The 15,512-nt window shown below is 43.3% G+C and carries 20 protein-coding genes; 10 read left to right on the top strand and 10 right to left on the bottom strand.

Features of this window, described 5'->3' with window-relative positions; genetic code table 11:
• The 5 genes from A9239_RS00175 to A9239_RS19980 all read left to right on the top strand — a co-directional run.
• On the top strand, positions 1 to 319 hold a 319-nt coding region (locus tag A9239_RS00175; protein WP_141706312.1), incomplete at its 5' end, for an iron ABC transporter permease.
• Entirely contained in the window at positions 316 to 1,113 is a 798-nt protein-coding gene (locus tag A9239_RS00170; protein ID WP_048156297.1) for an ABC transporter ATP-binding protein, read from the top strand. The genes A9239_RS00175 and A9239_RS00170, both read left to right, overlap by 4 nt.
• A gap of 2 nt (positions 1,114 to 1,115) precedes the next feature.
• Complete coding sequence (locus A9239_RS00165; RefSeq protein ID WP_048156294.1) at positions 1,116 to 1,895, top strand: class I SAM-dependent methyltransferase; 780 nt, start codon at positions 1,116 to 1,118, stop codon at positions 1,893 to 1,895.
• A gap of 15 nt (positions 1,896 to 1,910) precedes the next feature.
• Positions 1,911 to 2,243 (top strand): class I SAM-dependent methyltransferase, encoded by a 333-nt coding sequence (locus A9239_RS19985; RefSeq protein WP_230668939.1) that lies wholly within the window; start codon positions 1,911 to 1,913, stop codon positions 2,241 to 2,243.
• 31 nt (positions 2,244 to 2,274) lie between these two features.
• A complete protein-coding gene (locus A9239_RS19980; RefSeq protein WP_230668937.1) occupies positions 2,275 to 2,679 on the top strand; it encodes a class I SAM-dependent methyltransferase in 405 nt (134 codons plus the stop codon).
• A 120-nt stretch (positions 2,680 to 2,799) separates the two neighbouring features.
• Here the strand turns inward: A9239_RS19980 and ftsY are convergent, their stop codons facing one another.
• The 9 genes from ftsY to A9239_RS00120 all read right to left on the bottom strand — a co-directional run bounded on the left by ftsY (position 2,800) and on the right by A9239_RS00120 (position 7,809).
• Complete coding sequence (gene ftsY / locus A9239_RS00155; RefSeq protein WP_048156292.1) at positions 2,800 to 4,053, bottom strand: signal recognition particle-docking protein FtsY; 1,254 nt, start codon at positions 4,051 to 4,053, stop codon at positions 2,800 to 2,802.
• A gap of 110 nt (positions 4,054 to 4,163) precedes the next feature.
• A complete protein-coding gene (gene pfdA / locus A9239_RS00150; protein ID WP_048121851.1) occupies positions 4,164 to 4,598 on the bottom strand; it encodes a prefoldin subunit alpha in 435 nt (144 codons plus the stop codon).
• A gap of 5 nt (positions 4,599 to 4,603) precedes the next feature.
• Complete coding sequence (gene rpl18a, locus A9239_RS00145) at positions 4,604 to 4,780, bottom strand: 50S ribosomal protein L18Ae (RefSeq protein ID WP_048121849.1); 177 nt, start codon at positions 4,778 to 4,780, stop codon at positions 4,604 to 4,606.
• 51 nt (positions 4,781 to 4,831) lie between these two features.
• Positions 4,832 to 5,491, bottom strand: coding sequence for a translation initiation factor IF-6 (locus tag A9239_RS00140; protein WP_048121847.1), 660 nt, complete (start codon positions 5,489 to 5,491; stop codon positions 4,832 to 4,834).
• A 32-nt stretch (positions 5,492 to 5,523) separates the two neighbouring features.
• Entirely contained in the window at positions 5,524 to 5,793 is a 270-nt protein-coding gene (locus A9239_RS00135; protein ID WP_048121845.1) for a 50S ribosomal protein L31e, read from the bottom strand.
• An 18-nt stretch (positions 5,794 to 5,811) separates the two neighbouring features.
• Positions 5,812 to 5,967 (bottom strand): 50S ribosomal protein L39e, encoded by a 156-nt coding sequence (locus A9239_RS17840; protein WP_011305491.1) that lies wholly within the window; start codon positions 5,965 to 5,967, stop codon positions 5,812 to 5,814.
• Positions 5,968 to 6,248: 281 nt separating this feature from the next.
• Positions 6,249 to 6,866, bottom strand: coding sequence for an asparagine synthase-related protein (locus A9239_RS00130; protein ID WP_048121843.1), 618 nt, complete (start codon positions 6,864 to 6,866; stop codon positions 6,249 to 6,251).
• 5 nt (positions 6,867 to 6,871) lie between these two features.
• A complete protein-coding gene (locus A9239_RS00125; RefSeq protein WP_048121842.1) occupies positions 6,872 to 7,240 on the bottom strand; it encodes a DNA-binding protein in 369 nt (122 codons plus the stop codon).
• A gap of 119 nt (positions 7,241 to 7,359) precedes the next feature.
• The gene (locus A9239_RS00120; protein ID WP_048121840.1) at positions 7,360 to 7,809 is read right to left on the bottom strand and encodes a 30S ribosomal protein S19e; all 450 of its coding nucleotides are present in this window, start codon (positions 7,807 to 7,809) and stop codon (positions 7,360 to 7,362) included.
• A gap of 1,351 nt (positions 7,810 to 9,160) precedes the next feature.
• Here A9239_RS00120 and frhA point away from each other — a divergent pair.
• The 5 genes from frhA to A9239_RS00095 all read left to right on the top strand — a co-directional run bounded on the left by frhA (position 9,161) and on the right by A9239_RS00095 (position 14,031).
• Positions 9,161 to 10,531 (top strand): coenzyme F420 hydrogenase subunit alpha, encoded by a 1,371-nt coding sequence (frhA, locus tag A9239_RS00115; RefSeq protein WP_048156290.1) that lies wholly within the window; start codon positions 9,161 to 9,163, stop codon positions 10,529 to 10,531.
• Positions 10,532 to 10,536: 5 nt separating this feature from the next.
• Complete coding sequence (gene frhD, locus A9239_RS00110) at positions 10,537 to 11,016, top strand: coenzyme F420-reducing hydrogenase, FrhD protein (protein WP_176722069.1); 480 nt, start codon at positions 10,537 to 10,539, stop codon at positions 11,014 to 11,016.
• Between the two features lie 44 nt (positions 11,017 to 11,060).
• Positions 11,061 to 11,879, top strand: coding sequence for a coenzyme F420 hydrogenase subunit gamma (gene frhG / locus A9239_RS00105; protein ID WP_141706313.1), 819 nt, complete (start codon positions 11,061 to 11,063; stop codon positions 11,877 to 11,879).
• Complete coding sequence (gene frhB / locus A9239_RS00100; RefSeq protein WP_048156287.1) at positions 11,872 to 12,747, top strand: coenzyme F420 hydrogenase subunit beta; 876 nt, start codon at positions 11,872 to 11,874, stop codon at positions 12,745 to 12,747. The genes frhG and frhB overlap by 8 nt, the downstream gene beginning before the upstream one ends.
• 444 nt (positions 12,748 to 13,191) lie before the next feature.
• On the top strand, positions 13,192 to 14,031 hold the full coding sequence (locus A9239_RS00095; RefSeq protein ID WP_048156285.1) for a DUF2971 domain-containing protein: 840 nt from the start codon (positions 13,192 to 13,194) through the stop codon (positions 14,029 to 14,031).
• Between the two features lie 223 nt (positions 14,032 to 14,254).
• On the opposite strand, the gene A9239_RS00090 is transcribed toward A9239_RS00095, so the two are convergent.
• Positions 14,255 to 14,728, bottom strand: coding sequence for a hypothetical protein (locus tag A9239_RS00090; RefSeq protein ID WP_048156282.1), 474 nt, complete (start codon positions 14,726 to 14,728; stop codon positions 14,255 to 14,257).
• Between the last annotated feature and the right edge of the window lie 784 nt (positions 14,729 to 15,512).

Raw genomic sequence — 15,512 nt, 5'->3', positions numbered from 1 at the left:
TGGAGTGAACGTTGAAAAGATGAGACTAAAGGGATTGATCCTGGTTTCGATTCTTACGTCCACGGCAGTTGCATTCGTAGGCACCATAGGGTTCATTGGCCTCGTGGCACCGCATATAGCACGGATGCTCGTGGGGGAGGACCATCGATACTTTTTACCTTTTTCAGCGTTGTCCGGGGCGTTTATACTCTCCACCGCTTCGGTTCTCAGCAAGGCCGTTGTTCCGGGAATCGTATTTCCAATAGGGATACTCACGTCACTGATTGGCATACCGTTTTTTGTCTGGCTCCTTCTATCTAAAAAGAGGGGATATTGGTGAAGCTGGAAATCCAAAATCTCAGGTTCGGATATAATTCCAATCCGGTGTTAAAAAGCGTAAATATGGTTGCTGAGCCGATGGTCACTGCGATCATAGGCCCGAATGCGGTCGGAAAATCCACCTTGCTAAAATGCATATGCGGGATACTCAAGGCCGAAGGGTCAATAATCTTCAATGGAAAAGACCTGAAGGCATATCGAAAAGACGAGGTCATAAAAGCTATTAGCTACCTTCCTCAGGAATCCTCTACAAGTACGGTTATGACGGTGCTAGAGGCAACATTGTTGGGAAAGATAAATTCGCTTGGCTGGAGGATCAAGGATGAGGATCTGTCTGCATCGATGGATACGCTTGAAAAGCTCGGGATTGGAGACCTGGCGATGCGGCCAATGAACGAGCTCAGCGGTGGGCAGAAGCAAATGGTGTCTATCGCCCAATCGATCATCCGAAAACCCAAAGTGCTTCTCATGGACGAGCCTACGAACTCGCTGGACCTTCAGAAGCAGCTTGAGCTTTTTGACGTGATCCAGAACATCACGGAAGAGAACGGAATGACGACGATAGTGGCATTACACGACCTCAACCTGGCGTCTCGGTATGCGGGCAATGTCGTATTGATGAATGGCGGTAAAATCGTGGCTGCTGGAAGTCCGGCTTCCGTGATAACCGAAGCGATGATTCGAAAAGTCTATGGGGTCAACGCAAGGGTAACACTTGACGGTGAAGGTATACCACAAATCATACCAGTTAATTCGATGCGAAAATGTGGGATCAAAAAGGTCATAATGGGGTGAACATGACGGAATCTGGAAAGCTGGAACTCGACAGGACTAAGGAAGGAGTAAAGAAATACTGGGATTATGGGAGCAAGTTCTACGATACGGCGCCGGGGAACGGAGGGATCGAGGAAAGTCAGATTTGGAAAGAGCTATTATCAAAAACGATCGGTTCGAGCCCTAAAAATATCCTGGACGTTGGCAGTGGTACCGGAATAATTGCTATGTATCTGACAGAGCTGGGCCATAGCGTGACTGCAGTAGACTTTAGTGAAGGAATGATGGATGTAGCCCGAAAGAAAGCCCGGGAAAAGGGAGCGAATATTCGGTTCATGGAAATGAACGTTGAGAACCTTAACTTCGAGGACGAAACTTTTGATTGCGTTACTGCTCGGTATGTACTCTGGACTATGTCTCACCCGGAAAAGGCGGTAAAAGAATGGATCAGAGTTGTGAAGCCAGGCGGCAGTGTCGTCATTATTGACGGCAAGTGGATTACAAAAGGCCTACTTCCTCTTATATCCTCGGTGAATTTCCACATTTACCGATTTATAAAGTATGGAAAAAACCCCTTTACTTACGATTATAAGAAGGACATCAATGTTAGCCTTCCCAACCCTCATGGGGTCGATAAAGAACAGGTCGTGGAATATGTTTCTAAGGCTGGCTTAGCAGATATCGCTGTTACTGACTTGAAAAGAATTCGAGATATACAGCGAAAGCAATTACCCTGGTATTTAAAATATGCCAATGATCACCCTATTTTTATGGTTCATGGTATCGCGGTTAAAAATAGGTAAGCTTCGAGGTATTGTATGTCAATTAATGAAAACAAGATCAAGGAAGAGATCACGAAACGATGGGACTATTCATCGCAGCGCTATGATGCATATCACGGCCATGGGGTAAAGAGTGAGGAAGAAGAAGCAGCCTGGAAGGCTCTTTTCAGGCAGGTAATCCCTGGGGAAAGGCTAAGCGTTCTTGATGTCGGCTGCGGTACGGGCGAAATGAGCAAGATGCTGGCGGATATGGGGTATAAGGTGACAGGTATCGACCTGTCCGAAAAAATGCTTTCGGTGGCGAAGTCTAAGTCTCCTAGCAGTATTAAATTCAGGATCGGCGACGCAGAGAATCCCCCTTTTGATTAAGGAAAGTTTGATGCCGTCTTGACTCCGCCATGTGCTCTGGACGCTACCGAATCCTGAAAAAGCCCTTAATGACTGGCGAAATGTACTGAAGCCAGGGGGAAAAGTAGTCATAATAGACGGCGTATGGGATGACAGCCGTCTAGAAACACACCTGAAAAGAAATATAGGTGAGACTATGATACATATAGTCGAAAGGAACGATATATCCAAAGACAGTTATACTGCGGAAGTGAATGCTATACTGCCCAACGCGAAAGGTGTGCCCCTGGGTAAGGCTCGAGAATATATGGAAAAAGCCAGGTTTAAAGACGTGCGATCAATAGGACTGGACGATCTTATGCGAATCCAGAAAAAACACATGCCGCCCAGATATAAAATTGCCTACGAATATGAATATTATATGATCTATGGTCTGAAAGATATTTCAGGACAATAAAGTTTCGCTGACGCGAATATCCCGTTGCTTACAGCGATATGCGTCAGCACAACTTTGATTTTGAAAACAACTTTGATCTCGGAAATTTGTTATTAGTCAATAGCTCAACGTTGAAGTAATTTACTGGTTAAAAAGCTGGTCTATAAACCATTCTGGGTCGAACTTTTTTAAATCTTCATAGCCCTGCCCTATCCCGAAAAAGAGAATGGGTTTGCCTGTGATATAGGCAATGGATATTGCAGCTCCTCCTTTGGAATCCGCATCGATTTTTGTCAGAATGGACCCATCGATTGGTACAGCTTCATTAAACTGTGCAGCCCTTTCAACGGCATCGTTTCCTGCGACGGCTTCATCTACAAAAATTATAAGGTCCGGAGTGCTTACCCTGCAGATCTTTTCCATCTGTGACATCAGATTAAGGTTGGTATGCATTCGGCCTGCGGTGTCGGAAAGCACAATATCGATTTTATGGCCTTTTGCGTACTGCACGGCATCGTAAATAACTGCAGCAGGATCGGCACCAGGTTGATGTTTTATCATCTTTACTCCAAGCCTGTCGGCGTGGATTCCAAGCTGGTCGATGGCACCTGCCCTGAAAGTATCTCCTGCAGCAAGGACTACCGAATAATCCGATTTGAGCAGTCTGTGCGTTATCTTTGCAATGGATGTCGTTTTTCCTGTCCCGTTAATTCCTACAAAGACAATGTGAACAGGCTTTTCCTTGTCTCTTACGTACTTATCAAAATCAAAAGTATTCGCAGATACTACCTCAAGGATGGCTTTTTTCAGGGCTTCCTCTACAATTTCTCCGGTATTGCTGCCAATGCGTTTTGTTGTGCCCGTGAGTTGTTTTTTCACTGATTCCACAATTGCCTCGGAAACCGAGAGGGCGAGGTCACTTTCAAGAAGCCCCATTTCAAGTTCCCAGAGAGGCTCTTCGAGGTCATTACTATCCAGATAGACTTCCCTATTAAGGACCAGAGCTTTTGCTTTCTTTGTAAATCCTATTTTCGAGAATTTTTTGAAAAATGACTTTTTTTCTTCAGTTATGTTTTCAGGTACGTTTTCTTCTTCAGTTTTGCTCTCGATCGCCTTTTTTCTGTTTTCCAGTTTTTTCCTGTACTCAGCCTTTTTTCTGTCTTCTATCCCGGCAGTTGCAGGAGCAGCCGTTACAGGTTCGGCTTCATAACTTTCCTCTTCTGTCAGCGTTTCAAGAGCTTCTTCCTCAGGAATGGGCTCAATGTCCTCTTCAAAACCTTCTTCGGCCTCAGGCACAGACTCAACCACAGGTTCAATATCTACTGCTTTATCGTCAATAGTTCTGCTGAGCGCCTTTTTAAAATTCCCTAGTTTTTCTTTGAATTTGTTGAACACAGGATCCCATCCCAAAAAAGCCAATAAAAAATAGTAGTTAAGTCAAAATAAAAAGTTCTTTCTCAAATGCGGGCTTTGAGTTCAATCCTTTTGTTTCTAAGCCAGGTTTTTTAGGCCTGGCTGGGTTGTTGAAGCTTTGCAGCTTCAGCTTCCAGGGCCTGCATACCCTGTATATATTTAGTCAGTGAAGCACTCATTTGTTCAAGAATTTTCGTAAGCTGCTCTTTGCGGCGTTTCAGGGTTTCAATAGCTTCATCAGCGTTCTTTTCCGCACTAAAGCCTGCTCCAAGGTCCACAATAACCTTCTCTGCATTTTTTATTTCGGCGTAAACGAATGAGCCAAATCCAATCGGTACCATCGTTTCGGCAGTCTTACCTTCCGCTGAAACGGTTTTAAGCTCGTTGATGGTTACAGTTGCCTGGTCGCAGCTTGTAATAGAAGCCTGGACCATATTCATCTGCTGCCTTAAGCTTTCTGCCTGTCGCTGGAACTCCTGATGCCTGGCTGCCAGATTTCTGATATCTTCTTCACTGACTTCTACCATATCCTTCACTCCTCAGCAATGCTTTCGATCTGGATCTGGCTTCTTTTAATCCCATGTTTGCTTCCGAAGACAGAATAGACCTTATCAGTTGCGTTCTTTTCATTCTGACTTTCGACTTGCTTTGTGAATTTTTCCCAGGAATTTCCTGCTTTAAATTTGCCTTTAACAATAAAACTCTTCATCTTGGTCACCACTCTTGCTGCAACTTTTTACGAAACAGGTGGATTATAATATTACTCTAAGAACCCGAGGGCTTCCTCGATTCTTCCAAGTTCGGGGCCTGTAGTGTCTGAACCTGCCAGATAGTTCTTTGAGTTCGCAAGCAGGCCTGAGCCGAGCATCTGAGTCCCAAAGTTCGTAGTCCCTATATTTACCGGAAGCTCGAAGATCTTTTCCAGAGTTTCTATTTCCGAAGCTGTCACTTTCGGGTGCACTAAAAGTCCTTTGTTGGTGACAACTCCAGCCATTCCTACATTCTTTATTCCGGCAATAGTTCCCCTGTAAACTTCTACTTTGAGGGTATTGGCAATTGTTTCAATAGCTCTGTCTGACAGTTCTGGATGGACAAGGGCTGCGGAATCGTTTGCAAGCACGATGTTTCCTACTGCATTCAGCTTGCCCGGGAGGATCTCAGCTTCAACTCCGGTCAGTTCTTTCATCTCCCTGGCATCGGTCCCATATGAAAAAAGGAAACCGTTTGAGTTTCCTCTGGAAAGGGCTCCGATAACAACACTTCCGTTTACAAGAGTCTCAACGACCCTTGCATCCAGGGAATCCTCAAGTATAGCACAGGTTTCGGGCTTTGTTCCGGTAGGAACAAGAACGACATCTTCTGTGCAGGTTGCAAAGACACCAATCATTGAGGTGTCGTATATATCCACTGTTCTAATCATATTCTTTGAAGCTTCGAGTCTTCTGGTATATTTTACTGGGCGAGTTCTGCCTGTACCTCGCCATCTGCGAATTTTACAGCTCTGACCCGGATGGAAAGAGGAGGCTTTTCACAGCCTTTTTCCCAGAGGCGCTCATTAATTGATTTGTCCATTTTGACCTGCACAGAATCAACCTTCATGTGCCTTACAAGAAAACCTCTTACTTCAGTAACTGCTCTGTTTGCTCTTTTCCATGAAGGTACGTTCTTTACCTTTCTGAGAGGGATAGTATATACCTGTTCTTTTACCATGTCGTCAGCCATTTTTTCCACCTTCCTCGCTTACTTTACATCCAGGCTTCTTCTTCTCCAGTGCCTGCGTCTGGGATGGCTCACGACCTTCCTGTTAGTTTTCACAATAACCCACACTGGAACGCGTGTGTTCTGTTTGTGCGCCTTTGCAAGACGTATCTTCTGTCCTTTCATGTTATGACTCAAGTGGATCACACCTGTTGACCTGTAAATAACTTAATTTCGTTAACTTCTGGTTATATCCGATAATTAGCTGATTGTGATTTTAACCCTTAAATAATCGAGGTTTTTTTCTGCCAGGTAGAACCGGCTTTTTAAAACCATATCCGGTAAATTCTATGAAAACCATATCCGGTAAATTCTATGAGGGTCTTGTTTAATCTGCAGCAGTATAAGGGTTGAATATAACTCGATTATTGTATAAATCTTTATTCCAGAATTTTCCCCTTCCGGAAGACTTCCTTATTTTAAGGCATGCTTTCTTCAGGGTAGTTTTTTCTTGAAAGCACATGGGACTGAATATGGGAAGGAAATAGTTCCTTTATTTTCTCCTCACCGTCTCTTTGCCTGATTAACTCCCTGAGCTCGGCTTCGTAATCAGCTTTCTGAGTACTCTCACTCGGCCCTTCTTCAATTCTAAGGTAACGCTCTACAAGAATACTCACGGTTTTTTTGCCATACCCCTTCAAAGGGCAAATATACTGAACTCCCAATCGATCTTCGATACTTCGTATCTGTGAGATTGAGAGTACAGGAACTCTGTCATCCCTTCTGGTTCCATCAGCAATGAGTTCAACTTCCGGATCTGAAGCAAGAGTCTCTACGGCTTTTTCGTGGATATAATTTATAGCACTTTTCGGGAAACCGTTCTTCATTATTTCTTCGTAAGCCTTTTCAAGGATTTCTCTTTCCAGAAAAAGAACCCTGTGAGGAAACCCTAACTTTTTTGCAGTTTTTGCTGCCAGCTCACCATTGGGAAGCAGGCCGAAGCTGCAGGTTACGAGTTCTATTTCAAAAAACGGTTCCATCAAAAGGGCAGAGAGCGAACTGTCCTTGCCTCCGCTAAACAGGACCGAAATTCTCATTGTTTTTAAACTCTGGTTATAGATGTCTTACGCTTTTTTGGCTGCATCTTCATGAGAAGTGTTTTAAGCTGTTCATCACTGATTTGAGACGGGAGCCTTCCACTCTGAGCAAGCGAGATCAGCTGCATTTCGAGCTGTTCCACAAGAGCAGGTCTTGACATCTTTAAGGTTGTAAGGCGCTCTCTGGCTTCAGGAGTCAGGATCTGCCTCATGATGGCCTGCTTCTGAGCTTCCATCTCAGCTTTTGCCTGTTCCTGCTGATAAGCTGCCTGAACGTCAGACTGTTGGTTCTGTGCCTGCTGCCTCTGAATTTCTGCAAGCCGTCTCTTTCGGATTTCGTTGAGTTCGTCATCCATTGTAGACATGGCAATCATCTAAAAAACCGGTTTTCCGGAGCAATCTAGATTAAGATTAATAATATCTGGGTTAAGATTAATAATATTTGAAAGGGAATCCTATGGATTTGTCAGGTCCCCTTCGGATGGAATTTTTCTCAGTATTTTGCAAGTTCAGGGATCTTCTCAAGAAGTTCCTGCTTGAGCTCATTGGCTGCATTATCAAGCATAGAGCGTCCCTTTGCAGATACTGTTCTTCCATCCTTTACTTTTTGCAGGTAACCTGCAGCTTCAAGCTGCTGTACTGCCTTTCTGGCAATCGAACCGCTGCCTTTTGCTTTGTGGTATGGCTGTGATCCGTTGTCTTTCCTTCCACCGTATATTGATCTGAGCCTTTCAATTCCTACAGGCCCGTCAGTATAGATTTTCCTCAGGATCGCTGCGGTTCTGATATACCACCAGTCATCGTTGTTTGGAGGGAGTTCTTTGTGAACTCCGGTCTTTACGTTCTTTGCCCACTCAGGGGGAACGACATTTTCATTTTCTTTAAGTATGCCTGCAACCTTCTCGATGAGTTCCATTGCAGGGACATCAAACACTGTTGTCATGCATGCCACCTTTTCTAAATTAGGTTGTCTTTGCAGGTCCTGAGAGATAGTGCCGATTCTACTCCCCTGGCTGCCAGAAATCTACTTTTTCCCGAAACGAGGTAACTCATTCTCTTTCGAGAGGTCCTTTCTTATCCTTGTAGCTGGATTTATGGACTCTTGTGGTTTGGGCTTTCAGGCCCGATAAGCCGGTAAATGTGATTTTTAGTTTTAACTGGAAGGAGGTTGATATATTTATCAATTACTGTGTTCAGGCATTCATATACAATCGATCAGGTGAAATATAGTATGAAAAATTTCAAACTGAAAAACGATCTAATTGTATTGAGTTAACTTTTGTCAATTGACGCAAGTGCGAACATTCAGCGTAATTACTTTCAAGCTATAAAAGCATTTTGCGAATTCATGGATAAGCGCCTGATGAACTTATTCTGGAAGCTAAACAGGGAGCCAAACCTGGTCTGTTGATGGGACATAGAGGAATTAAAATACGTCTCACTAGTTTAAAGAAATCTCTGCTTAGGTAAGACTGTCCTCTGATACCAGAACAAACACCTTACAGTATTATATTGCTTTGTATCTGTTTCCTCAGATATCTCAAAAGTATTTTTGGAGCTTTTTCCATGAATGTCTTCAAAATTTTAAATTTAGCTATATCGTATCTGGCTTGATCTAGAGAGTACTCCGAAAATAACTACATTAAAGGTTCTTGAATCAAAAAACTTCCATTTTCAAAAGGGAGTTTGCTGCCAATTCACTATATCACATAATACAAATAGTATTGCTGCAACTAAAACAAACTACATAAAACTAACGATCGGTACAAGACCATTTATACTCTGAAAACAAAAAAACCTTTCAAATTGATAAAATGATACGAAGATCAGGGCTAAAAAGTAGTGGTGAATTTTTCAAATCTATAAAGACGCAGCTCCCAAAATATATGCCACTTTTTGTTTCTAGTTCTTCAATGACCTTATGATTGGGCAAAGTATAAACTGCAATAAGTGATCTTTGCACATATTTATGTGTCTAATATTCTTTTAATTTCAATGTTTTCTTTGTCATAGAAAAGAATTGACTTAATATAAAACTCGATTTATAGATTGGAATAAATATGCTTATTATTTTATTAACCTTCTTTATATTGATAGAAGGATTTATGTAATATCGCGTTTTCAACCATTTATCGTTATAAATTAAATATTTAATATACTGAGGTACTACGCGCTGGAGAAATCAAGATGTTAACGTACTTCATGTACGAGTAACTTTCTTAGAATTATCGCACAGAGAGTGCCTTAACCACGGTACAGCCTAAATAACAACGAATCTAAAACGAGGCATACCATTGACGAAAGTTGTAGAAATCTCTCCAACCACAAGACTTGAAGGCCACTCCAAGCTCACCCTGAAGGTAGATGACCAGGGTATTGTTGAGCGAGGAGACTGGCTTTCTATCACCCCTGTAAGGGGTATTGAAAAGCTCGCTATAGGTAAGACAATGGAACAGGTCCCGAAGATTGCTTCTAGGGTTTGCGGTATCTGTCCTATTGCCCACACACTGGCAAGCACCGAGGCTATGGAGGCTTCGATTGGCTGCGAGATCCCCACGGACGCAAAGCTCCTGCGGATCATTCTCCATGCCGCGAACCGTATCCACAGCCATGCTCTGCACAACATCCTGATCCTCCCGGACTTTTATATTCCTGGGACGGAAAAGAAGTTTAACCTGTTCGCCAACGAGCAGCCTGCCAGGAGCGTTATGGCAAGAATTGTCCGCATCCGCGAGATTGCACAGACAATTGCAGCCATCGCAGGTGGCGAGGCGATCCATCCATCCAATCCGAGGATCGGCGGAATGTACCACAATGTGAGTCCCAGGGCAAAGCAGAAAATGGCCGATTTGGCGAAAGAATGTCTTGTCCTTGTTCACGAGCAGATGGAATTCATGCTTGATGTTATCAGGAACATGCAGAACCGGGAGTTTGTCGAAGTTGGAGGCAAGCAGATCCCACTGCCTAAGAAACTCGGGTACCATAACCAGGGAGTTATGGCCACAGCCCCGATGTACGGGTCATCCAGTCTGGATGATAATCCCACATGGGATTTCACTCGTTGGAAAGAAACCCGTCCATGGGACTGGTATATGGGTGAGGTAACAATTGATCTTGAGGATCCAAGCTATCCGATCGGAGGCACCACGAAGGTCGGCACCAAAGCCAACCCCCAGATGGAGTCTTGCACAGGTGTCCCGACCTACGACGGACAGCCTGTTGAGGTTGGTCCGAGGGCAAGGCTTGCTACATTCAAGAACTTCGATGAGAAGGGCACTTTTGCCCAGCACATCGCCAGGCAGATGGAATACCCAGACTGCTGCTACACCATCCTCAACTGCCTTGACAACCTGAATACCTCGGGTAAGGTCCTTGCCGATCATATCCCTCAGGGAGATGGGTCCATGGGCTGGGCTGCGAACGAGGCTCCGCGTGGGAGCAATATCCATCTTGCACGGGTGAAGGACGGAAAGGTGCGGTGGTATGACATGCTTGTGCCCACTACCTGGAACTTCCCTACCTGTAGCCGTGCTCTGACTGGAGCGCCCTGGCAGATTGCCGAAATGGTCGTTCGGGCTTATGACCCGTGCGTTTCGTGTGCAACCCACATGATCGTGGTGAACGAGAAGGAAAAAATAGTCGCCCAGAAGCTCATGCAGTGGTGAAGGTAATGGAATCGCTGTACTCCGAGATCGTGGTGGCAGGCTGCGGCAACCCGCTCTTTGCGGATGATGGGTTCGGACCTGCAGTTGTGGAAAAACTCAAGGATCTCGAACTTCCAGAGAACGTCACGGTTGTTGACGCAGGGCTTGGAGGTCCACATTTTGTTTTTACTCTTCTCAACCCTGAGTCCACAAAGACTCTTATCATTGTGGACATTGCGGACTTTGGTGGGGAACCCGGCGAGCTCAGGTGGCTCTCTGTTGACGAGCTTCCTGTGGGGAGTTACCGGGACGCCCACTCATGGGACCTGACCGAGCCGCTCCAGTACATCAAGGACGATATCCGGGTCCGTGTCCTTGCATGCCAGAAGAAATACGTTTCTTCTCCCGAGATGGTCATCGGGATTACAGACGAGGTACAGAGAGCCATTCCAGACGCTGTATCCGAGATACTAAAGGAAATCGGAGTGAACTATGGGACTGCTTAACTTCATCGAGAAAACCATGGGCAAGGGAGCCCTTTATGGTTGTGATGGAGAACAAGGCGGAAGCTACAAAGGAGAAAAAACCAGTGACAAATAAGATTAAGATCGGTCATGTACACATGAGCGGCTGTACCGGCTGCCTTGTGTCTCTGGCCGACAACAACTTAGGACTCATCAAGATCCTGGACGACTATGCCGACCTCGTATACTGTCTCACTCTTGCTGACGTCCGGCATATCCCGGAGATGGACGTGGCGCTCGTTGAGGGATCGGTCTGCCTCCAGGACCATGAATCAGTAGAGGACATAAAAGAGACGCGGAAGAAGTCCAAGATCGTGGTGGCTCTCGGTTCCTGCGCATGCTACGGGAATATCACCAGGTTCAGCCGCGGCGGGCAGCACAACCAGCCACAGCACGAGTCTTATCTCCCAATAGGAGATCTCATCGACGTGGATGTTTACATCCCAGGATGCCCCCCGAGCCCGGAGCTTATAAGGAACGTCGCTGTCATGGCGTACCTGCTCCTTGAAGGGAACGAGGAACAGAAGGAGCTTGCAGGCAAGTACTTAAAGCCCCTCATGGACCTTGCGAAGCGCGGCACTTCCGGATGTTTCTGCGACCTTATGTACGATGTGATCAACCAGGGCCTCTGCATGGGCTGTGGCACTTGCGCTGCATCCTGTCCAGTGCATGCGATTACTCTTGAGTTCGGGAAACCACAGGGTGAACGTGACCTATGCATTAAGTGCGGCTCCTGCTACGGCGCCTGCCCGAGGTCTTTCTTCAATTTAGACGTGATTTCTGAATTTGAGAACATCAGCGAGATAATTGCTAAAGCGCTTAAGGATGGTGAGAGTGATGATTGAAGATCCGTATCTCGGCAAATACGTGACATGCGTTTCGGCGCGGAGCACGGACAAGGAGATCCTCAAGAAAGCTCAGGACGGCGGAATCGCCACCGCTCTCATGGTCTATGCCCTTGAAGAAGGGTTCATCGACGGAACTATTGTGGCAGGCGAGGGCGACAAACCCTGGCAGCCAAAACCGGTAGTCGCGATGACCCGCGAGGACATCCTTAAGGCACGAGGAACAAGATACAACATCAGCCCCCAGATTTCCTGGCTCAAGGAGGCTACACGGTCCTTTGGCCTTGATAAGGTAGGGGTCACCGGCGTTTGCTGCCAGATGCAGGCAGTGAGGAAGGCTCAACTTTATCCTATCAATATGCGAGATGTCCCGGGCAAGGTTGCTTTTACAGTGGGGCTTTTCTGCATGGAGAACTTCTCGTACAAGTCCTTGCAGAGCATTGTCGAGGACCACGCAAACCAGAGCCTTGGCTCCGTGAAGAAGATGGAGATCACGAAGGGCAAGTTCTGGGTCTATACCGAACGCGGAAACGTCGCTACTGTTCCACTCAAGGCAACCCACAAGTACGAGCAGCCAGGCTGCCATGTTTGTCTTGACTATGTTTCTAACCTTGCCGACATTTCAACCGGCTCGGTCGGAAGCCCAGACGGCTGGTCTACGGTTTTCATCCGCACCAAAGTCGGAAACGAGATCTGGTCAAAGGCTGTTGCAGACGGCATGTTCGAGACAAAACCAATTGAGGAAGTCAAACCCGGTCTCGATCTCCTCAGGAAACTCGCGAAAGAAAAGATCGACAAGAACCAGAAAACAGTTGAGGAGCGCAAGACTTTCGGCATCAACAAGGGGCTACGGAACCCTTACGCCTAAAACTCCTCTTTTTTTGTCAGCGAAGCTATTGTGTTAGCTACGCTGAATACGGGGATGGGATGATTGGTTCTCATCCCTGTTTTTGATTTCAATGAAAGTGTATTGAAATTTCTGTTGAATTTTAATTGATTTTGTAGTCCTTTTTACTATCAAAATATAGTATCTTTTTAAGAAACTGTTTTTTAATTTATGTATCTTTATTTTAAACTAAAACTAACTTCAATAGACGCTGAAAAAAGTACCTATATGTTTCTTGCATTATTTTTGCATTTGATAGGTTGATCGGCAGAAATTCGCATATTCCTATAGCCCATAGAATTACTGAGTTCAGAAAAGCATAGGTAAAACAGACAAAGTAAAACATTTAAGTATTTCCAGTAAATCAATGTTGTTTTATTTAAAAAGTATTTGTGTTAGAAATACAGTATTTACTCAGTGGTTTATATGACAAATAAAAATTTAGTTTTTCAGTACAAGCATATTTTGAAACACGATGATAATCACACCATAGATAACTTGTCTCGTAAACAATTATATTTTAGTGATCCAGCTGCATTTGAAGATAGTGCTGATTTCAATATCATGATATATGAGACTATGACGGAAGAAAAAATTATAGATTTGATTGCTTTGAGGAGGAAGTGTGATCCTTCTAAAGCAAATGAGATACTAAACGATTATGTAAACAATGGTACTGTTAAAAAAGAAGGGAATATGTATACCTACTATCAAAAAGTAAAAAAATTGCCTAGAGTTTGCTGTTTTAGTAAAACATGTAATAGTCGTAAAATGTGGGAGAAACATGCTGATAATCACCAAGGTATTTGCCTTTGTTTTCAGTATACTGAGGAAACGAATGCAAGAGACTACAATAAGCATATATTTACGCAGCAGGGAGTAATATGTCCACTTTATGAAGTAATATACGTGCCTTCATTTAATGATCCAGATGCAATAGATATGTCAAATAGTTATAGACACACCCAAGCATCTGAGCGTGGACGTACAAAAAAAATCGATTATATATTCGAAGAGGAATGCAGAATAATCTATAGCAGGGACGTACTTGAAAATGATATACTTAATTATTTTGAAAGTGATCTAAAAGGAATCATTTTTGGTTCGAGGATAACCCGTAAAAATGCGGAATTAGTCTACAAAACTATACAAAAAAATTATGAGACTACTATAGAATTATATAAATCGATAGAAACTTCAGACAGAGATACAGTTAAAATTGAAAAAATACCTGATTTTGGCGAATATATTCAGAGCTTAACATAATTTGTAATTTTTAGGTGAGGGAACATAATCTACGTATCTAATATCTACGAGGGTGTCGAGAATTCCTGTGAATCCAAAGTTAATTTTTTGTGTACTGAGTATAATTCCATCTTTCAACATTGAATATTCAAACTACTAACTTCTTGGGAATTGTGATTTCACAGAAAATCAACACACTACCATTGAAAATACTTTTGCTTTACGCATTACTGTTACTCCTTATTTACTCACCACGTATGTAATTGTCTAATCTATAATAATGATCTTGTGCATCTAACAGTTTGTTATTTGAATTATTTTTAGCTTCATACATAGCGTCATACACAGAGGAATCTTGTGACATATCTAAATTCCATTTCTGTACTGCTACATATCTAAATTCTGCTGCACTGATATAATCATTTAAAATTATATCCCATTCATTTTGCGCCTTTTGAAATTTCGAAGACGTAGGATCATACATATGATTATTTCGTAACGCAGTCTGTGCGTCTTTTACGACTTTATCGCAAGCATTTAAATTATCTAAATGCATTTCTTGATCATTTAACATATCAAGCTTGTCTAGCCTCATCATCTCCATATCTAATTTAGTAGAACGCAACCATGCTTGGTCTTCATCATTTTTTGTGCTTCCGCAACCAGAAACAAATATTACTGCCGCTATAATCAGAAGTAATGTAACTTTTCTATTCACTATTTGCACTCCTGATTTTATATTACAGATAATTTCCTTTATCTATTTCTTTATTATTATACTTAGACTAGGTGATGTAACTTCTTCTAATCTAATCTCATAGCTTATCACTTCCTGGTGAAAGCGACAATGAAACTCAGGATAAACCAGAGATCCACAGGACTAATTACTGTAGTCAATGCGTATCAACCTCCTTTGTGCTCAGCTCTATGTTCAGCTATCAGATAGCTAAACCAGATGCATGCTCCAGGAATATCGTAATGCGATATCTCATGCACAACAGATACGAACGACAATTAAACCAACTATAGACGAGATGAAGTTACATCAAAAAATATATCACAAATTATATAAAAAATTATGCACGAAATGCAGATACACGAGAGCATATCAACTGCTACACTAAAAATTATGATCTAGCAGGTTCCGTTGATACACTTCAATCTTCACTCTTTGTGTAGTTGCAATACCTTTGATTCTAAGCCGTTTTAAGCCATTATAGAGCAGGCAGTGTGCCGATATTTCTGTAAAATCAAAAATTTCAATAGGTTATTGAGTAAAAAATTCCATATCAGGAAAATAAAAATCCACACAGTATACGAAAACTTAGCTTTGAATTTACAGCAAATTCGCGACGGTGCCTTAAAAATCTAACACTTTGTTTAAAGTATTAGGTTGTACCCACTTTCCGCAGTAAATTTTCGTAGATTCATATTTTTACTGCTATCGATTTTCAATCAAACGTGGATTTATTAGATTTTTATGCATGCGTCATCGGTTAAGC

The sequence above is a fragment of the Methanosarcina sp. A14 genome (genome assembly GCF_001729375.1).
Lineage (GTDB): Archaea > Halobacteriota > Methanosarcinia > Methanosarcinales > Methanosarcinaceae > Methanosarcina > Methanosarcina barkeri.
The sequence above is the reverse complement of the archived record's forward strand: the minus strand, read 5'-3'. Positions and strand labels throughout refer to the sequence as shown.